Origin of the sequence: Sphingomonas phyllosphaerae (assembly GCF_029623345.1) — a bacterium.
GTDB classification, from domain to species: domain Bacteria; phylum Pseudomonadota; class Alphaproteobacteria; order Sphingomonadales; family Sphingomonadaceae; genus Sphingomonas; species Sphingomonas phyllosphaerae_C.
Genome location: NZ_JAPYKH010000002.1, coordinates 341,291 through 353,758 on the forward strand (window position 1 = coordinate 341,291; position 12,468 = coordinate 353,758).

General features: G+C 70.3%; 14 protein-coding genes. 6 read left to right on the plus strand and 8 right to left on the minus strand.

The genetic code is table 11. From position 1 onward, the window contains the following. Nucleotides 1-3: 3 nt before the first annotated feature. Together QBJ89_RS03360 and QBJ89_RS03365 are read right to left on the minus strand one after the other, a co-directional pair. Nucleotides 4-1,494 carry an OprO/OprP family phosphate-selective porin gene (locus tag QBJ89_RS03360; protein WP_277979127.1) on the minus strand — a complete coding sequence of 497 codons (1,491 nt, stop codon included), beginning with the start codon at nt 1,492-1,494 and terminating at the stop codon, nt 4-6. Next, the gene (locus QBJ89_RS03365; protein ID WP_277979128.1) at nt 1,491-2,558 is read right to left on the minus strand and encodes an ABC transporter substrate-binding protein; all 1,068 of its coding nucleotides are present in this window, start codon (nt 2,556-2,558) and stop codon (nt 1,491-1,493) included. The genes QBJ89_RS03360 and QBJ89_RS03365 overlap by 4 nt, the downstream gene beginning before the upstream one ends. 101 nt (nt 2,559-2,659) lie before the next feature. Between QBJ89_RS03365 and QBJ89_RS03370 the strand changes: the two genes are divergently transcribed. Together QBJ89_RS03370 and QBJ89_RS03375 are read left to right on the plus strand one after the other, a co-directional pair. Beyond that, entirely contained in the window at nt 2,660-3,325 is a 666-nt protein-coding gene (locus tag QBJ89_RS03370) for a response regulator (protein WP_277979129.1), read from the plus strand. Continuing rightward, nucleotides 3,315-4,724: a sensor histidine kinase gene (locus tag QBJ89_RS03375; RefSeq protein WP_277979130.1), complete on the plus strand. Its 1,410-nt coding sequence runs from the start codon at nt 3,315-3,317 to the stop codon at nt 4,722-4,724. Before QBJ89_RS03370 ends, QBJ89_RS03375 begins: the two co-directional genes overlap by 11 nt. 16 nt (nt 4,725-4,740) lie before the next feature. On the opposite strand, the gene QBJ89_RS03380 is transcribed toward QBJ89_RS03375, so the two are convergent. Continuing rightward, entirely contained in the window at nt 4,741-5,049 is a 309-nt protein-coding gene (locus QBJ89_RS03380; RefSeq protein WP_277979131.1) for a hypothetical protein, read from the minus strand. Nucleotides 5,050-5,347: 298 nt separating this feature from the next. Between QBJ89_RS03380 and QBJ89_RS03385 the strand changes: the two genes are divergently transcribed. From QBJ89_RS03385 to QBJ89_RS03395, 3 genes are read left to right on the plus strand one after another with little or no spacing between them, the layout of a single operon-like run. Beyond that, entirely contained in the window at nt 5,348-5,881 is a 534-nt protein-coding gene (locus QBJ89_RS03385; protein WP_277979132.1) for a TspO/MBR family protein, read from the plus strand. Beyond that, entirely contained in the window at nt 5,878-6,231 is a 354-nt protein-coding gene (locus QBJ89_RS03390; protein ID WP_277979133.1) for a DCC1-like thiol-disulfide oxidoreductase family protein, read from the plus strand. The genes QBJ89_RS03385 and QBJ89_RS03390 overlap by 4 nt, the downstream gene beginning before the upstream one ends. Further along, nucleotides 6,228-6,722 carry a DUF427 domain-containing protein gene (locus QBJ89_RS03395; protein ID WP_277979134.1) on the plus strand — a complete coding sequence of 165 codons (495 nt, stop codon included), beginning with the start codon at nt 6,228-6,230 and terminating at the stop codon, nt 6,720-6,722. The genes QBJ89_RS03390 and QBJ89_RS03395 overlap by 4 nt, the downstream gene beginning before the upstream one ends. A 29-nt stretch (nt 6,723-6,751) precedes the next feature. Here the strand turns inward: QBJ89_RS03395 and QBJ89_RS03400 are convergent, their stop codons facing one another. The 5 genes from QBJ89_RS03400 to QBJ89_RS03420 all read right to left on the minus strand — a co-directional run bounded on the left by QBJ89_RS03400 (nt 6,752) and on the right by QBJ89_RS03420 (nt 11,263). Then, on the minus strand, nt 6,752-7,525 hold the full coding sequence (locus QBJ89_RS03400) for an SDR family oxidoreductase (protein ID WP_277979135.1): 774 nt from the start codon (nt 7,523-7,525) through the stop codon (nt 6,752-6,754). An 82-nt stretch (nt 7,526-7,607) separates the two neighbouring features. Continuing rightward, a complete protein-coding gene (locus QBJ89_RS03405; protein WP_277979136.1) occupies nt 7,608-8,546 on the minus strand; it encodes an alpha/beta hydrolase in 939 nt (312 codons plus the stop codon). Nucleotides 8,547-8,607: 61 nt separating this feature from the next. After that, nucleotides 8,608-9,636, minus strand: a complete 1,029-nt coding sequence (locus tag QBJ89_RS03410) for an oxidoreductase (protein WP_277979137.1) — start codon at nt 9,634-9,636, stop codon at nt 8,608-8,610. A gap of 47 nt (nt 9,637-9,683) precedes the next feature. Further along, entirely contained in the window at nt 9,684-10,313 is a 630-nt protein-coding gene (locus tag QBJ89_RS03415) for a LysE family translocator (RefSeq protein WP_277979138.1), read from the minus strand. 200 nt (nt 10,314-10,513) lie between these two features. Further along, nucleotides 10,514-11,263, minus strand: a complete 750-nt coding sequence (locus tag QBJ89_RS03420; RefSeq protein WP_277979139.1) for an N-acyl amino acid synthase FeeM domain-containing protein — start codon at nt 11,261-11,263, stop codon at nt 10,514-10,516. A gap of 620 nt (nt 11,264-11,883) precedes the next feature. Here QBJ89_RS03420 and QBJ89_RS03425 point away from each other — a divergent pair. Then, nucleotides 11,884-12,441 (plus strand): FxDxF family PEP-CTERM protein, encoded by a 558-nt coding sequence (locus QBJ89_RS03425; protein ID WP_277979140.1) that lies wholly within the window; start codon nt 11,884-11,886, stop codon nt 12,439-12,441. The last annotated feature ends 27 nt before the right edge of the window (nt 12,442-12,468 follow it).

The window sequence follows — 12,468 nt, forward strand, 5'->3', positions numbered from 1 at the left end:
CGATCAGAAGGTGACGGCGACGCGCGCGCTGACGGTCTCGCCGTCATCGGCGCCGGTGACCGCGCCGGCGCGGTTGTCGGTGTCCCAGTGGATCGCGTTGACCTGGATGCGGGTGAAGCTGTTGAGGTACCAATTGGCGCCCAGCGTCGCGGCCCAGCCGCGGCCGCCGGTCGCCAGATCTTTATAGTCGAGATTGTCGTAGCGCGCGGTCAGCTCGATCGCGCCGGGGCCACCCTCGAAGATCGGGCGCAGCACGCGCGGCTGGCCGAAGCTGCCCAGCCGCGGGTTGTACGGCGGCAGGTCGCCGGTGATGAACCAACCGCCCGACAGGCTGTACGCCTTGCTCACGAAGTCGGGCCGGCCGCCGTCGAGCCGGGCGTGGCGCTGACCGGCCTCGCCCATCAGCCACACCGGGCCGAGATACCCGCCGAGCTCGGCGCCATAGCCGGTGGTGCCGGTGCCGCCGGTGAGCGGCCCGGTGGAGACGCGCAGCGCGCCGTTGAAGCGGCCGCCGATCACGGTGTTGCGCGTCAGCGTCGTGGCGGCGGACGACAGTCCCTCGTCGAAGCCCCACAGGCCGAGGTGAAGCACGCCGGTGCTGCTCTTGAGCGGGTTCCAATGCGCGCGGCCGAGCACGGTACGGCTGTCGCTGACCGCCTGGTTGCCGTCGACGCGATCGCCGGTGACGGTGAGCGAGGCGTGGCCCGACTTCCAGAACAGCCGTGGCATGATGCCGATCCCGTAGAAGCCACGCTGCGGGATGATCGCGGTGGAGACCGTGCTGCGCTCGAGGAAGGGCGTGGAGTCGGAGCCGGTCGAGCCCTCGAAGGCGCGATCGTTGAACAGATGGCCGGCGCGCACGTCGTAATCGAGTCCGGGGACGATCCGGTCGCGCCAGCCGATGAAGGCGGTGACGATGTCGACCTCGTTCTCCGAGAAGTCGGTCTCGAACTGGTAGAAGAAGTGCGTGCCGACGCCGCCCTCGATGCCGAGGCGCAACGCGCGCATGCCGGTGGTGGTGATGTTGCGAGCCGCGTCGCGCGAGCCGAACGACGAGCTGACGTCGGCGAGAATACGCCCGCGCGGCTTGAACGTGTAAATGCCGTCGGCAGAGTGGAAGACGGGCAGGCCAGAGCCCCATTCGGTGGTGACGCCCGCCTCGTTCGCCTCGCGCGCGCGCGCCACGTCGCGCTCGGCCGGGCCGGGCGGCACCAGCTGCGGCGCATAGGGCGAGGTGACGACCGGCCGGTCAAGCTGCGCGAGCTGGGTCGGTGTGGATGGCGGGGTAGCCGGCGCGGCAGACGGAGGCGCGACTTGGCTGGTGCTCGCGGTCTGACCGGCCTCGAGCCGGTCGAGTCGTGCTTTCAGCCCGGCGATCTCGGCGGCCTGGGCGCGCACCAGCACCTCCAGCTCGGCCTGACTAGCGGTCTGCGCGGTCGCGGGCGCGGCGGCGAGCAGCGCGACGAGTGCGCTGGCGGTGGCGAAGGTCGTCACGGGCGGGGGGGTTCCTGGGCGAGGGTGGTGCGCCACTCGGCGAGGAACCGCCGGCGCTTGATGGTGTCGAGGTTGATCAGCAGCTGCGGGCCGACGCGGATCGGGCGGACATGCGCCGGGTCGAGCCGCGGCGCGCGGACATCGCTGCGGACCGGCAGCAGCCAGGCACGCGCCAGCAGCGTCTGCCCAGTATGCGACAGCAAGAAATCGAGGAACAGTCGCGCCGCGGCGGGATGCGGTGCGTCGCGGCTGACGAAGGCGACCCGCGAGGCGATGATCGAATAGTCGCGGAAGAAGGCGACGCCGAGCCGTGCGTCGCGTTGGGCGCGAGCGAGCGCATAGGCGCTCACCACGTTGTAGCCGATCGCCGCGCGGCCCTCCGCGACGGCGTCGAGCGTCGGGCTGGCCGTCGCTGCCAGCAGCGGGCGGGTCGCCGCGATCGCTGCGACCAGCGAGCGCGTGTCGTTGGTGGTCGCCCAGTCTTCGGCGAGGTAGAGATAGCCGACGTTGGAGCGCGCGGGGTCATAGGTGGCGACGCGGCGGCGGACCGGGGCGGTGCGGAGAAAGCGTTCGAGTGCCTCGTGCGTCCGCGGCACGTCGGCGCGCGCGATCTGGCGGCGATTGTACACCAGCGCGACCGGTTCGGCGGTGATGCCGTAGCCGATATTCTTCCATACGGCGGCGGCGGGCAGCGCCGGCTTCTCGGGGCTCTGATAGGCCTGGCCGTAGCCGTCGTTGATAAGCTTGACCTGAAGGTCCATCGCCGAGGACCAGATCAGGTCCGCTCGCGCTGCGCGGGTGCGGCGCTCAGTGACGACACGGCGGAAGATCTCGCGCGATTCCAGGTCGTCATAGGCCACCGTCACGCCGGGGTAGCGCCGGCGGAAGGCGTCAATCACCGCCTTCATCGATGCGGCGTCGGCGTTGCCATAGACGCGCACGCCACGCTCGGCGCGCGCCTCGGCGATCAGCGCGTCATAGGAGCGCGGGTAGCCGGCCGGGCGCTGTGCCGCGGCCGGAGCGGCGAGCGCTGACAAAGACAGGATGAACAGCGCCACGCGCATCTCGAAGCTCCTCTCGCTTCCCGCCTCTGCGTTCGGGTAAGCTCACCGAGCATGGGCTACGTCCTTTACCTGTCAGCAACCTTTCAGCGTGGGGCACGATCGTGCGCATCCTGATCGTGGAGGACGACGCCGCGCTGGCGCGCAGCCTGGTGGCGCTGCTGCGCGGCGCCGGCCACGCGGTGGACCATGTCGCCACCGGCGAGGACGCGCTGATGGTCACCGCGAGGGAGCCGTACGCGCTGGTCGTGCTCGACGTCGGGTTGCCGGGGCAGGACGGTTTCGCGGTGTTGCAGGCGCTGCGGCGACGCGGCGAGCGCGTGCCGGTGCTGATGCTGACCGCGCGCGACGCGCTCGACGACCGCGTGCGCGGGCTCGATCTCGGCGCCGACGATTATCTTCGCAAGCCGTTCGCGCCGGTCGAGCTGGAAGCGAGGATCCGTGCGCTGGGGCGACGTCGCGGCGGCGATCCCACGCCCGAGCTGGTCGTCGGCGCTTTGGTGCTCAACCGCTCGAGTGGCGAGGCGCATGTCGACGGTCGCGCGCTCGACCTGCGCCGGCGTGAGTGGGCGGTGCTTGACGCTTTGGCGATCCGCGCCGGCCAGATCGTCCCGCGCGAGACGCTGCTGGCGGAGGTATTCGGCTTCGACGAGCCGGTCGGGCCCAACGCGCTCGAGGTCAACATCACGCGCTTGCGCGGCAAGCTGGCGCCAGCGGGGCCCGCGATCCGCACGGTCCGGGGCGTGGGGTATATCTTGGATGCGGGGTGATCGCGCGCGCGCGGTCGCGCTACGCACGCGACTGTTCGCCGTGCTGCTGGCGCCGCTGCTCGTCATCGCGGTGCTGCTCGGACTCGCCGGCGCGGCGCTGATCAGCGACGTGGTGCGGCGGACCAACGATCGCGTGCTGGGCGGCGCGCTCGGCGCGATCGCCGAGACGGTGCAGGTGGAACGCGGCGAGGTGACGCTCGACCTCCCCGCCGCCGCTTTCGGCATGCTGGAGAACAGTGAGCGGGACAACGTCTATTACCGCATCGCGGTCGGCGCGCGGGTGCTGACCGGCTACGGCGACCTGCCCGCGCCGCGCGCCGACGAGCTGGCCAGCGAAACGCCGCGCTTCCGCTACGCGCGCTTCCGCGGGCAGGACGTGCGCATCGCCGAGGTGCGGCGCGAGCTGCCGCGCATCGACGCCCCGGTGATCGTGCAGGTGGCCGAGACGCTGGACGGCCGCGCCGCGTTGCGCCGTCGCCTGCTCGGTGCGCTGCTCGGCGGCGAGGCGGTGCTGGTGGGCGTGGCGCTATTGCTGATCCGTCCCGCGCTCGCCTGGAGTCTGCGCCCGCTGTCGCGCCTGCGCGGCGCCGTGGCGGGTCGCGACACCCGTGCCACGCCTGACCTCTCGCCGCTCAACCCGGGGCCGCTCCCCGCCGAGCTCCTCCCGCTGGCCGACGCCTTCGACAACCTGCTCGCGCGGCTCGACGCGGCCACTGCCGGGATGCGCCGCTTCACCGCCGACGCCTCGCACCAGATGCGCACGCCGCTGTCGGTGCTCAAGATCCAGGTCGCGCTCGCGCGGCGGGGTGATCCGGCGGCGCTGCCCGAGATCGCCGATGCCGCCGACCGGCTCGAGCATCTGGTCGCGCAGCTGCTGGCGCTCGCGCGTGCCGAGGAGGCGGGCACCTCACCGCCGCTCGAACCTGTCGAGCTGCGCGCGCTCGCGATCGTGGTGCTCAACCGTCGCATCGCGCAGGCGATCGAGGCTGGCGTCGAGGTCGATCTGCGCGCGCCGGCAGAGGGCGTGACGATCGCGAGCCACCGTACCCTGCTCTTCGAGATCCTCTCCAACCTCATCGACAATGCGATCCGCTACCACCGCCGAGGGGGCAACGTGTTGATCGCGATCGGCCGCGAGGAGGGCGGCGTCGCGCTGTCGGTAGCGGACGACGGTCCCGGCCTGTCGGACGCCGACATCGCACGAGCGGGGGGCCGGTTCGTGCGCTTGACGACCAGCGCGGGGCAGGACGGCAGCGGGCTGGGGCTCGCGATCGTGCGGTCGGCGGCGCAGCGGCTCGGCGCGTCGGTCGAAATCGAGAACACGCGTCCCGGTCTGCGCGTGACGCTGCGCTTCGCCGACGCGGCGCATGGATCGGCGCCCCGCGGCCGCAGGGGTTGAAACCCCGGCCCGCGGGTCACGCCTCGGGTCGTTCCCCGAACGAGAGCGCCTCGGCCGGGCCGACCTTGGTTTCGCCCGCGAAGAGCTGGTCGAGCCGCTCACGCACCTCACGACGATAGTCCTGCTGGCCGCGCCGGCGCGGCCCGGCGACCGAGACCTCGTCGGCGATCGCGTCCTTGATCCGGGTGAGCGCGGCCTCGGGCAACACGCCGACCGCGCGCAGCTCGACGCAGAGCTGCACCAGCCCCACTGCGGTGGCCTGCGCGCGAAGGCCGACGTTGACCACATCAAAGTGCAGCCGCTTCTGCTTGTCGATCGATGACATACTAGCTCTCCTCTCCGCCAGGTCGAACGCGCGAGGAGCCGTCTCCGCTGCGTGCGTCTGCCGCGACGGCGAGGGAGGAAGAACTGCGGGTCGTTTGTCGCGCTGCCGCGTTGACGCGGTAAGGAGAACGGCGCGTGTCGAACAAGGTCTTGATCATCGGCGCGAGCGTCGAAGCAGAGCGATCGCCAGCCAGCCCGCGGTCACCGCAGTGACGGCCCGGCTGCTCGGCCGTCGCGACACGTCCGCGTCCGACCTCTCGCTCGCTCCGGTGTTAGGTGTCACGGACGTACCGCCTGCGTTGGAACCGGCCGATGCCGCAGCGGCTCCACGGAGTGGCTGGTCGCCTGCCGCCGCTTTGGGCCTCGTCGGGCTGCTACTCGGCGCGAGCGCGGTGCTGGGGCGCCGCAACGCGCCCGACCGTACGCACCCGACGATCCGGCGCTGGTACCAGCGGCTCGACAAGCCCGAGTTCACGCCGCCGGACGCGGTCTTCGGCGCGGTCTGGCCGGCGCTTGAGGTGGCGCTCGCAATTGGGGGTTATCGGCTGTTGCGGCGCCCAGCGAGCGTGCGGCGCGACGCTGCGGTCGCGCTGTGGTTGGGCAACACCGCGATGATCGGCGGCTGGAGCGAGCTGTTCTTCCGCCGCAAGCGGCTCGGCGCGAGCGCCGTCGCGTCGGGCGCGATGCTCGCCTCTGGCGCCGTGCTCGTCGCCACCGCGGCGCGGGTCGACCGGACGGCCGCGGTGACGGCGGTGCCTTACGTCGGCTGGCTCGCTTTTGCGACGCTGCTCGCCGAGCGGATCCGCCGCGACAATCCGGCACGCGGCCGATGAACCGGGTCACCGTGTGGCATGACGGTGCATGCCCCCTGTGTCAGCGCGAGATCGCGCTGATGCGTTGGCTCGACCGGCGCGGGCGGATCGACTTCGTTGACGCCACGGCGGCGATCTGCCCGGTTGACCAGGCGGCGATGCTCGCGCGCTTCCACGCGCGGGAGGAGGGCGGACCGATCGTCTCGGGCGCGGCGGCGTTCGCTGCAATGTGGCGCGCAATCCCGCTGCTCCGCCCGCTCGGGCTGGCCGCGCGGCACCCGGCGCTGCTGGCGCTGCTCGAGCGGCTCTATCTTCGGTTTCTACGCGTGCGCCCGGGGCTGCAGCGTTGGGCCGGGCGGGCGGCCGCGTGAGGCCGGTGCGCGAACCGGTGGGGCCCGGGCAGGAGAGCGTGTGGGACTATCCGCGACCCGCGAAGGCGGAGCGAAGCGGTCGTCACGTCCGCATCGTCCACCGCGGCGATACGGTGGCCGACACACGCGCCGCGATCCGCACGCTGGAGACCAGTCATCCGCCGAGCTGGTACCTGCCACCCGACGACGTCGCGCGCGAGCTGTTGCGGCCGTCAGCGCGGCGCTCCTTCTGCGAATGGAAGGGCGAGGCGGTCTACTGGAATCTCGTGCTCGGCGACATGCTGCTGCGCGACGTGGCATGGAGCTACCCTGATCCGACACCCGGCTTCGCGGCGCTACGCGACCACCTCGCCTTCTACGCCGGGCCGCTGGATTACTGCACCGTCGACGACGAGATCGTGACGCCGCAGCCTGGCGGTTTCTACGGTGGCTGGATCACGCCCGACGTGTCGGGCCCGTTCAAGGGCGTGCCCGGCAGCACGGGGTGGTAAGCGCACCGAGCGTGCTGCCGGGCGCGAGGTCAGGAGCCGCCCGCGGCGCGCTGTTGCGCGGCACGCTCGGTGAGCGTCTTGAGCGTTTCGTCGAAGCGGCCCTCGCGCTCGGCCTGGCGGAGGAACTGCACCTCGTCGACCAGGATCTCGCGCGGCGTCGGCTGCTGCGCGAACTGCGCGGCGACCGCGTCGGCGAACGCCTCCAGCGGCATATAGCCCGGGCGGTTGGCCTGCCCCGGCGTGAGATCGGTCTGGACGCCCGGCGGCGCCAGCTCGATCACCTCGACCTTGCCCGCGAGCTGCGTGCGGAGCGACACCGTGTACGAGTGGATCGCCGCCTTGGTCGCCGAATAGGTCGGCGCTGCCACCAGCGGGACGTATGCGAGACCCGAGGTGACAGTGACGATCGCGGCGTCGGCTTGCGCGCTCAGGTGATCGATCAGCGCGTTGGTGAGTCGGATCGGGCCGAGCAGGTTGATCGCCACCGTCGCCTCGGCGTCGGCGAGGTCGCGGCGCCCGGTCAGGTCCTCGAACTTCATGATACCGGCGTTGTTGAACAGCACGTTGAGCGCGGGGAAATCGGCGACGATCTGGTGCGCGAAGGCGTCGACCGCGGCGGGATCCTCGACGTCGAGCGTGACGCCGTGGATTCGCTCGCGCCCCGCCGCGGCGTGTTCCAGCGCCTCGCGCCGGCGTCCCGCGATGATGACGATGTCGCCGCGGTCGTGGAATCGATGGGCGAGCGCCGCGCCGATGCCGCTGCCGCCGCCCGTCATCAGGATCGTGTTGCCGCTGGTCTTCATGGTCGGTTCGCTCCGGATCGCTGAGGGATCAACCGCCGCTCAATGATCGGCGCGGCGGATCGTTCACCGCCTGTCGCCGCGCTCATCGGGCGGCCGGCCGATCGCGCCAGATCCAGCGGAGTACCTCGGGCAGCAGCGCGCCGCCGTCCGCGTCCGAATGGCTTCCCGCGGTCCATTGGTATCGCACGTCATAGCGGGGGCCGGGCCGGTGCTGCTCGTCGGCATGCGCGTTGGCCCAAGCGAGCGCCTTGACCATCTGCTGGTTGGCGAGAAACCAATTGCCGTGCTCGTTGTCGAGGTCGGCGCTGCCGTCCTGGAAGAAGACACGGATCGGGCGGATCGGCGACTTGCGGATCAGCCCGGGATAGACGTCGCCGCCGAGCGCCACCGGCGTACCGTCGCTGTCGAGCCGCAGGCCGATCGAGGTGTAGCTGCCGATGAAGCTGAGGACGTTGCCGAACGCCTCCGGGTGTCGCCACGCCACCGTCCAGGAGGCGATCGCGCCGCTCGAGGTGCCGCCGATGGCGCGGCGGCGCGGATCATCGGCGAAACGCCAGCGCTGCGCCACCGCTGGGAGCAGCTCGTCCAGCGTCATGCGCGAGTAATCGTCGGAGAGGGAGTCGTACTCCTCGACGCGATGGTCGGGGTTCTGCATGCCGAGATCGGCCGGGTAGGTGGCGGCGCGATGTCCCGGCGTGACGAACACGCCGAGCGTGGGCGGTAGCGTGCCGTTACGGATCAGGCTGTCGAGCACCGCCGGCACGTTGAGCGAACCGGTCGGATTGGTCGCGCGCTGGCCATCCTGGAACAGCAGCAGGTTGGGGGGCTTGGCCCGGTCATACTGCGGCGGGACATAGACCCAATATCGCCGCACCGTGCCCGGGTAGACGCGCGAGTGGAGCTCGAACGGGCCTTCGAGCCGGAACGACATTGCCGCGGAGCGGGTATCGGCCGCGGGTCGCGCGACCGCGCTCCCGACGCTCGCGAGTGCCAGTGCCGCCGTGAACAGGATCGTGCGCATCTCTCTCCCTCTTCGGTGCTAGCCTAGCAGTGCGGCGGGCGGAGGGAAGCGTGGCGTCGGGTCAGAGCGCGACCTCGCGCCGCTCCGTCGCGCTGCGCAGCCCGGCGTCGAGCACCTCCATCACCGCCAGCGCCTCGCGCGGAGACACGGGGTTCGGCCCTTCGCCGCGAACCGCCGCCGCCAGCGCCGACCAGAACAGACGATAGTCGCCGCGCCGATTGGGCACGCGAGTCGTCGCGACGGCCGGCTCGCCCGGTGTGAACAGCCCTTCGATCGGATCATGGCCCCAGTCGGCGCCGCCCGGCCGCCGCCCGGCCACCGTCGCCGCTTCCTGCGGGTCGAGCCCGTGCTTGACCCAGCTGCCGCGCGTGCCGTGGACCGCAAGGCGCAACGCGTGGTCGGCGGCGAGCTTGCTCGAGTGCAGCGTCACGCGCCTGTGGGGGTAGCGGAGCGTCGCGTGGAAATAGTCCGGGGCAGGCGCGTCGCAGCGCAGCGTCGCGATGTCGGCGGTGATCGCGCTCGGGCGGCCGAACAGCACCAGCGCTTGGTCGACCAGGTGCGGCCCGAGGTCGAGCCACGAGCCGCCCGCGCGCGCCTCCTTCCAGGTCGCCGCGGGTACCGGCCGCCAGCGGTCGAAGCGGCTCTCGTAGCTGACCACCTCGCCCAGAGTGCCGTCCTCGAGCAGTCCGCGCAGCGTGAGGAAGTCGGCATCCCAGCGTCGATTGTGGAAGACGGTGAGCAGCCGTCCGGCGTGCTCGGCCGTCGCGATCAGTGCGTGCGCCTCGGCGAGCGAGGTGGCGAACGGCTTGTCGACCAGCACGTGCTTGCCCGCCGCCAGCGCCGCTTGGGCATGCTCGGCGTGGAGGTGGTCCGGGCTGGAGACGACCACCAGCGCGACCGACTCGTCGTCGAGCAGCGTCGCCACGTCGGGGAGTACGCGCGTCATGGGCCAGTCGGCGTGGACCTTGGCGGGATCGCGCGAGACGATGCCGCGCAGCGCCAGCCCCGGAGTCGTCGTGATATAGGGTGCGTGGAAGGCGCGGCCGCCGAGGCCATAGCCGATCAGTCCGACCCCGATCGATTCTGTCATGCAAGTCGCTCCCCCGCGGCAAAGCTAGGCCGTCGTCGTGGCGCCGATCAAGCCGGCCGTACCCGCAGCAGCGCGAGGCCGAAGCCGATGAAGATCGTGCCGGTGAGCCGGTCGAACGCGCGGCGGATCGCCGGACGGGTCAGGTAGCGCGCCAGCGATCGCCCGCCGAGCGCATAGGCTGCGTACCAGCCGGCCTCGACGAGCGCGAAGCTGAGCACCAGCAGAAGAAATTGCGGCGGCTTGGCGCGCGCCGGATCGATGAACTGCGGCAGGAAGGCCGCGGCGAACAGGATGAGCTTGGGATTGCTGATACCGATCGCGAAACCGCCGCGAAACAGCGCCGCACGAGACGGCCGCGCGACCAACTCGCCGGTGCCGACGTCGAGCGGCGGCGCCTCGGCGCGCCACGCCCTGATGCCGAGATAGACGAGATAGGCGGCGCCGGCGTAGCGCAGCACCTCGAACGCGCCGGGCACCGCGAGCAGCAGCGTGGAGAGGCCCGCGGCCGAGGCGGCGAGTACCGACACGACCGCCGCGAGGCATCCCGCCATCGCTGCGACGCTGCGTCGCCATCCCATTTGCACCGAGCGCGACATGACGTGGAGCATGTTGGGCCCCGGCGTTCCCGAGAGCAGGAACACCGCCCCGACGAACAACCACCAGGTGTGAAGCGCCATCCCTCGCCGTCCCTCATCGCGCGACCGGCGCCGCTCCTAGTGCGCGACCGTGCCGAGGTCGAGGCGCGTCGGACGGTCGCCGCGCGCACAGCCGCCGCTACTGCGAGACGAATGGCCTTGGCGAACGTGATGTTCGCGTCGCCTCACGGCCAGCAAACCGTCGCGGATCGACCGGCGCCGCCAGGGCCGGCGGTCACCCCTCAGGCGTGGCCGACCGTCACGCCGGCGTCGATCGCGTTCGGCTGCCGCTGGCTCGCGATCGCCGCGGCGCGATGCGCCTGCGAGGCGGAAAGGCCGCCGCGCTCCATCTTCAGCCGCACGTCGTTCTCGATCTCACCCGAGAGGAAGAAGGGGTAGAGCGAGCGCTCGCTGACGCCGCCGGCCGCGCGGGTATATTCGGCGACCTGTGCGCGGATCTGCGCCACCTCCAGGTGCATCAGCTGCGATGGCGCGCCGACCCCTTCATTCTCCTTCAGCCCACCGACGCGATCGAAGCCGAGCATCGCCTCGTAGAAGCGACGGTGACGCGGGTTCACCTCGATGAACAGGTCGGTGCAGTCGTAGCGGCACTCGCCGTAGATGAAGATGAAGTGGAAGAACGCGGCGAGGATCGCCTTCGACTGCACCGACGTCTCGAACGCGAACTTGGTGAGCTCGCACAGTTGCGCACCGGGCACGCGGCGATAGGTGTTGAGCTCGTTCCGGAAGGTGTGATCGATCTCCATCCCGGCGGACGAGTCCACCCCGAGCGTGAGCGTGCCGACCAGCTCGCCGTCGATAAAGGCGGTGAAGGTCGAGTGGGTCGCGCTCGTCGGGATGCTGTGCGACTCACCATAGCCGCGCCAGCCGTAGCGCTTGTTGAGGAGCGATCGTGCTGCGGCGCGGTCGGCTTCGCCGGCGGCGACCTTGATCACCAGCGTGTGATTCTGACCGTCATTGCCGACGATCATGGTCGAGAAATGGAATGCCTGGCGTAGTGGAGCCAGCGTGTTCTCAAGCAAATTGGCAGATGAGCCGTCGATGTGTCGGCCCAGGTCAAGGGAGCGTGGTGGCATACATCACCTTTGGATCGAGGAACCGGTTGGGCAGTTGAATATTGGACATGCGTTCTCATCGCCGCGGACGCGATGATCGCCGCAGACACACTATCCCGCTCGGTATCCAGCAGCGATTGCCAGATGCCGTACGTACATCACTGACAGGCTAATCCTCTCAGCCGCGGCCAGGACAGGCGCGCGACTGATCCGCATCAGAACTAGATTGGACCCCTGGTTTTATCGTTCGTGTTTCATCAGCGCGTTGAGCGAGTTCGTTACGGCGTCCTCGCTAGAGCAGATTTAGTTAACAGGTCCTAGTCGGTCCGAGGCGACGAAAGGTGAGTCGTGCGATTTCTCGGATGGACGTTCGGACGGCCACGCCAAAGTTCCGCAGCGCAACGTTTTTTTGTTGCAGCGCAAATGCCCCGAATGGGAGCAACTACCGTTAATTTTTTGTTCATGCATTCGGGGGCGCGTGTCATAGCGCGGCTAGGCAGATGAAATCAGGCCGACTCGAATCAAAGGGAGTTCCTATGAAAAGCCTCGTTGCCATCACCATGGCGGCCGCCGCGGCGCTTAGCGCTGTCTCGGCCGAAGCCACCACCTACCCGGTCGGCTCGCCCAACTTCGAAGCGACCGCCGGCCCCGGCGGCACCTTCTCGGGCGCGTTCCAGGTCACCGGCCTCAAGGCGGGCACCTTCTCGGACACCTTCACCTTCACCCTGCCGACCAACGGCCTGGGCAGCGGCACGGTGACCACCAGCGTGACCGACCTCTTCTCGGCGAACGATCTCGATTTCACCTCGGTGACGATCAATGACATCGCCGCGGAGATCACGAAGACCGCGGGTGGCGCGTTCGAGGTCGCCTTCATCAACAACGTGCCGATCGTGGCTGGCCAGCTGAACAAGCTCGTCGTCACCGGCCTGTCGCGCGGCAATGGCGCGTACGGCGGCCAGGCGACCTTCACCCCGGTCAACTCGGCGGTGCCGGAGCCGGCGACCTGGGCGATGATGATCATGGGCTTCGGCGTGGTCGGCTATGCGATGCGTCGCCGCCGTACCGCGGTGCGCTTCAGCCAGGCGATCTGATCCACGACGGCGGCACGGCCGCCGACG

Excerpts from the sequence above, each read along its gene's own strand:
- QBJ89_RS03365 (WP_277979128.1), bottom strand. The coding sequence starts at position 2,558 with ATGCGCGTGGCGCTGTTCATCCTGTCTTTGTCAGCGCTCGCCGCTCCG.
- QBJ89_RS03375 (WP_277979130.1), top strand. The coding sequence starts at position 3,315 with ATGCGGGGTGATCGCGCGCGCGCGGTCGCGCTACGCACGCGACTGTTC.
- QBJ89_RS03380 (WP_277979131.1), bottom strand. The coding sequence starts at position 5,049 with ATGTCATCGATCGACAAGCAGAAGCGGCTGCACTTTGATGTGGTCAAC.
- QBJ89_RS03390 (WP_277979133.1), top strand. The coding sequence starts at position 5,878 with ATGAACCGGGTCACCGTGTGGCATGACGGTGCATGCCCCCTGTGTCAG.
- QBJ89_RS03400 (WP_277979135.1), bottom strand. The coding sequence starts at position 7,525 with ATGAAGACCAGCGGCAACACGATCCTGATGACGGGCGGCGGCAGCGGC.
- QBJ89_RS03405 (WP_277979136.1), bottom strand. The coding sequence starts at position 8,546 with ATGCGCACGATCCTGTTCACGGCGGCACTGGCACTCGCGAGCGTCGGG.
- QBJ89_RS03410 (WP_277979137.1), bottom strand. The coding sequence starts at position 9,636 with ATGACAGAATCGATCGGGGTCGGACTGATCGGCTATGGCCTCGGCGGC.
- QBJ89_RS03415 (WP_277979138.1), bottom strand. The coding sequence starts at position 10,313 with ATGGCGCTTCACACCTGGTGGTTGTTCGTCGGGGCGGTGTTCCTGCTC.
- QBJ89_RS03420 (WP_277979139.1), bottom strand. The coding sequence starts at position 11,263 with ATGATCGTCGGCAATGACGGTCAGAATCACACGCTGGTGATCAAGGTC.
- QBJ89_RS03425 (WP_277979140.1), top strand. The coding sequence starts at position 11,884 with ATGAAAAGCCTCGTTGCCATCACCATGGCGGCCGCCGCGGCGCTTAGC.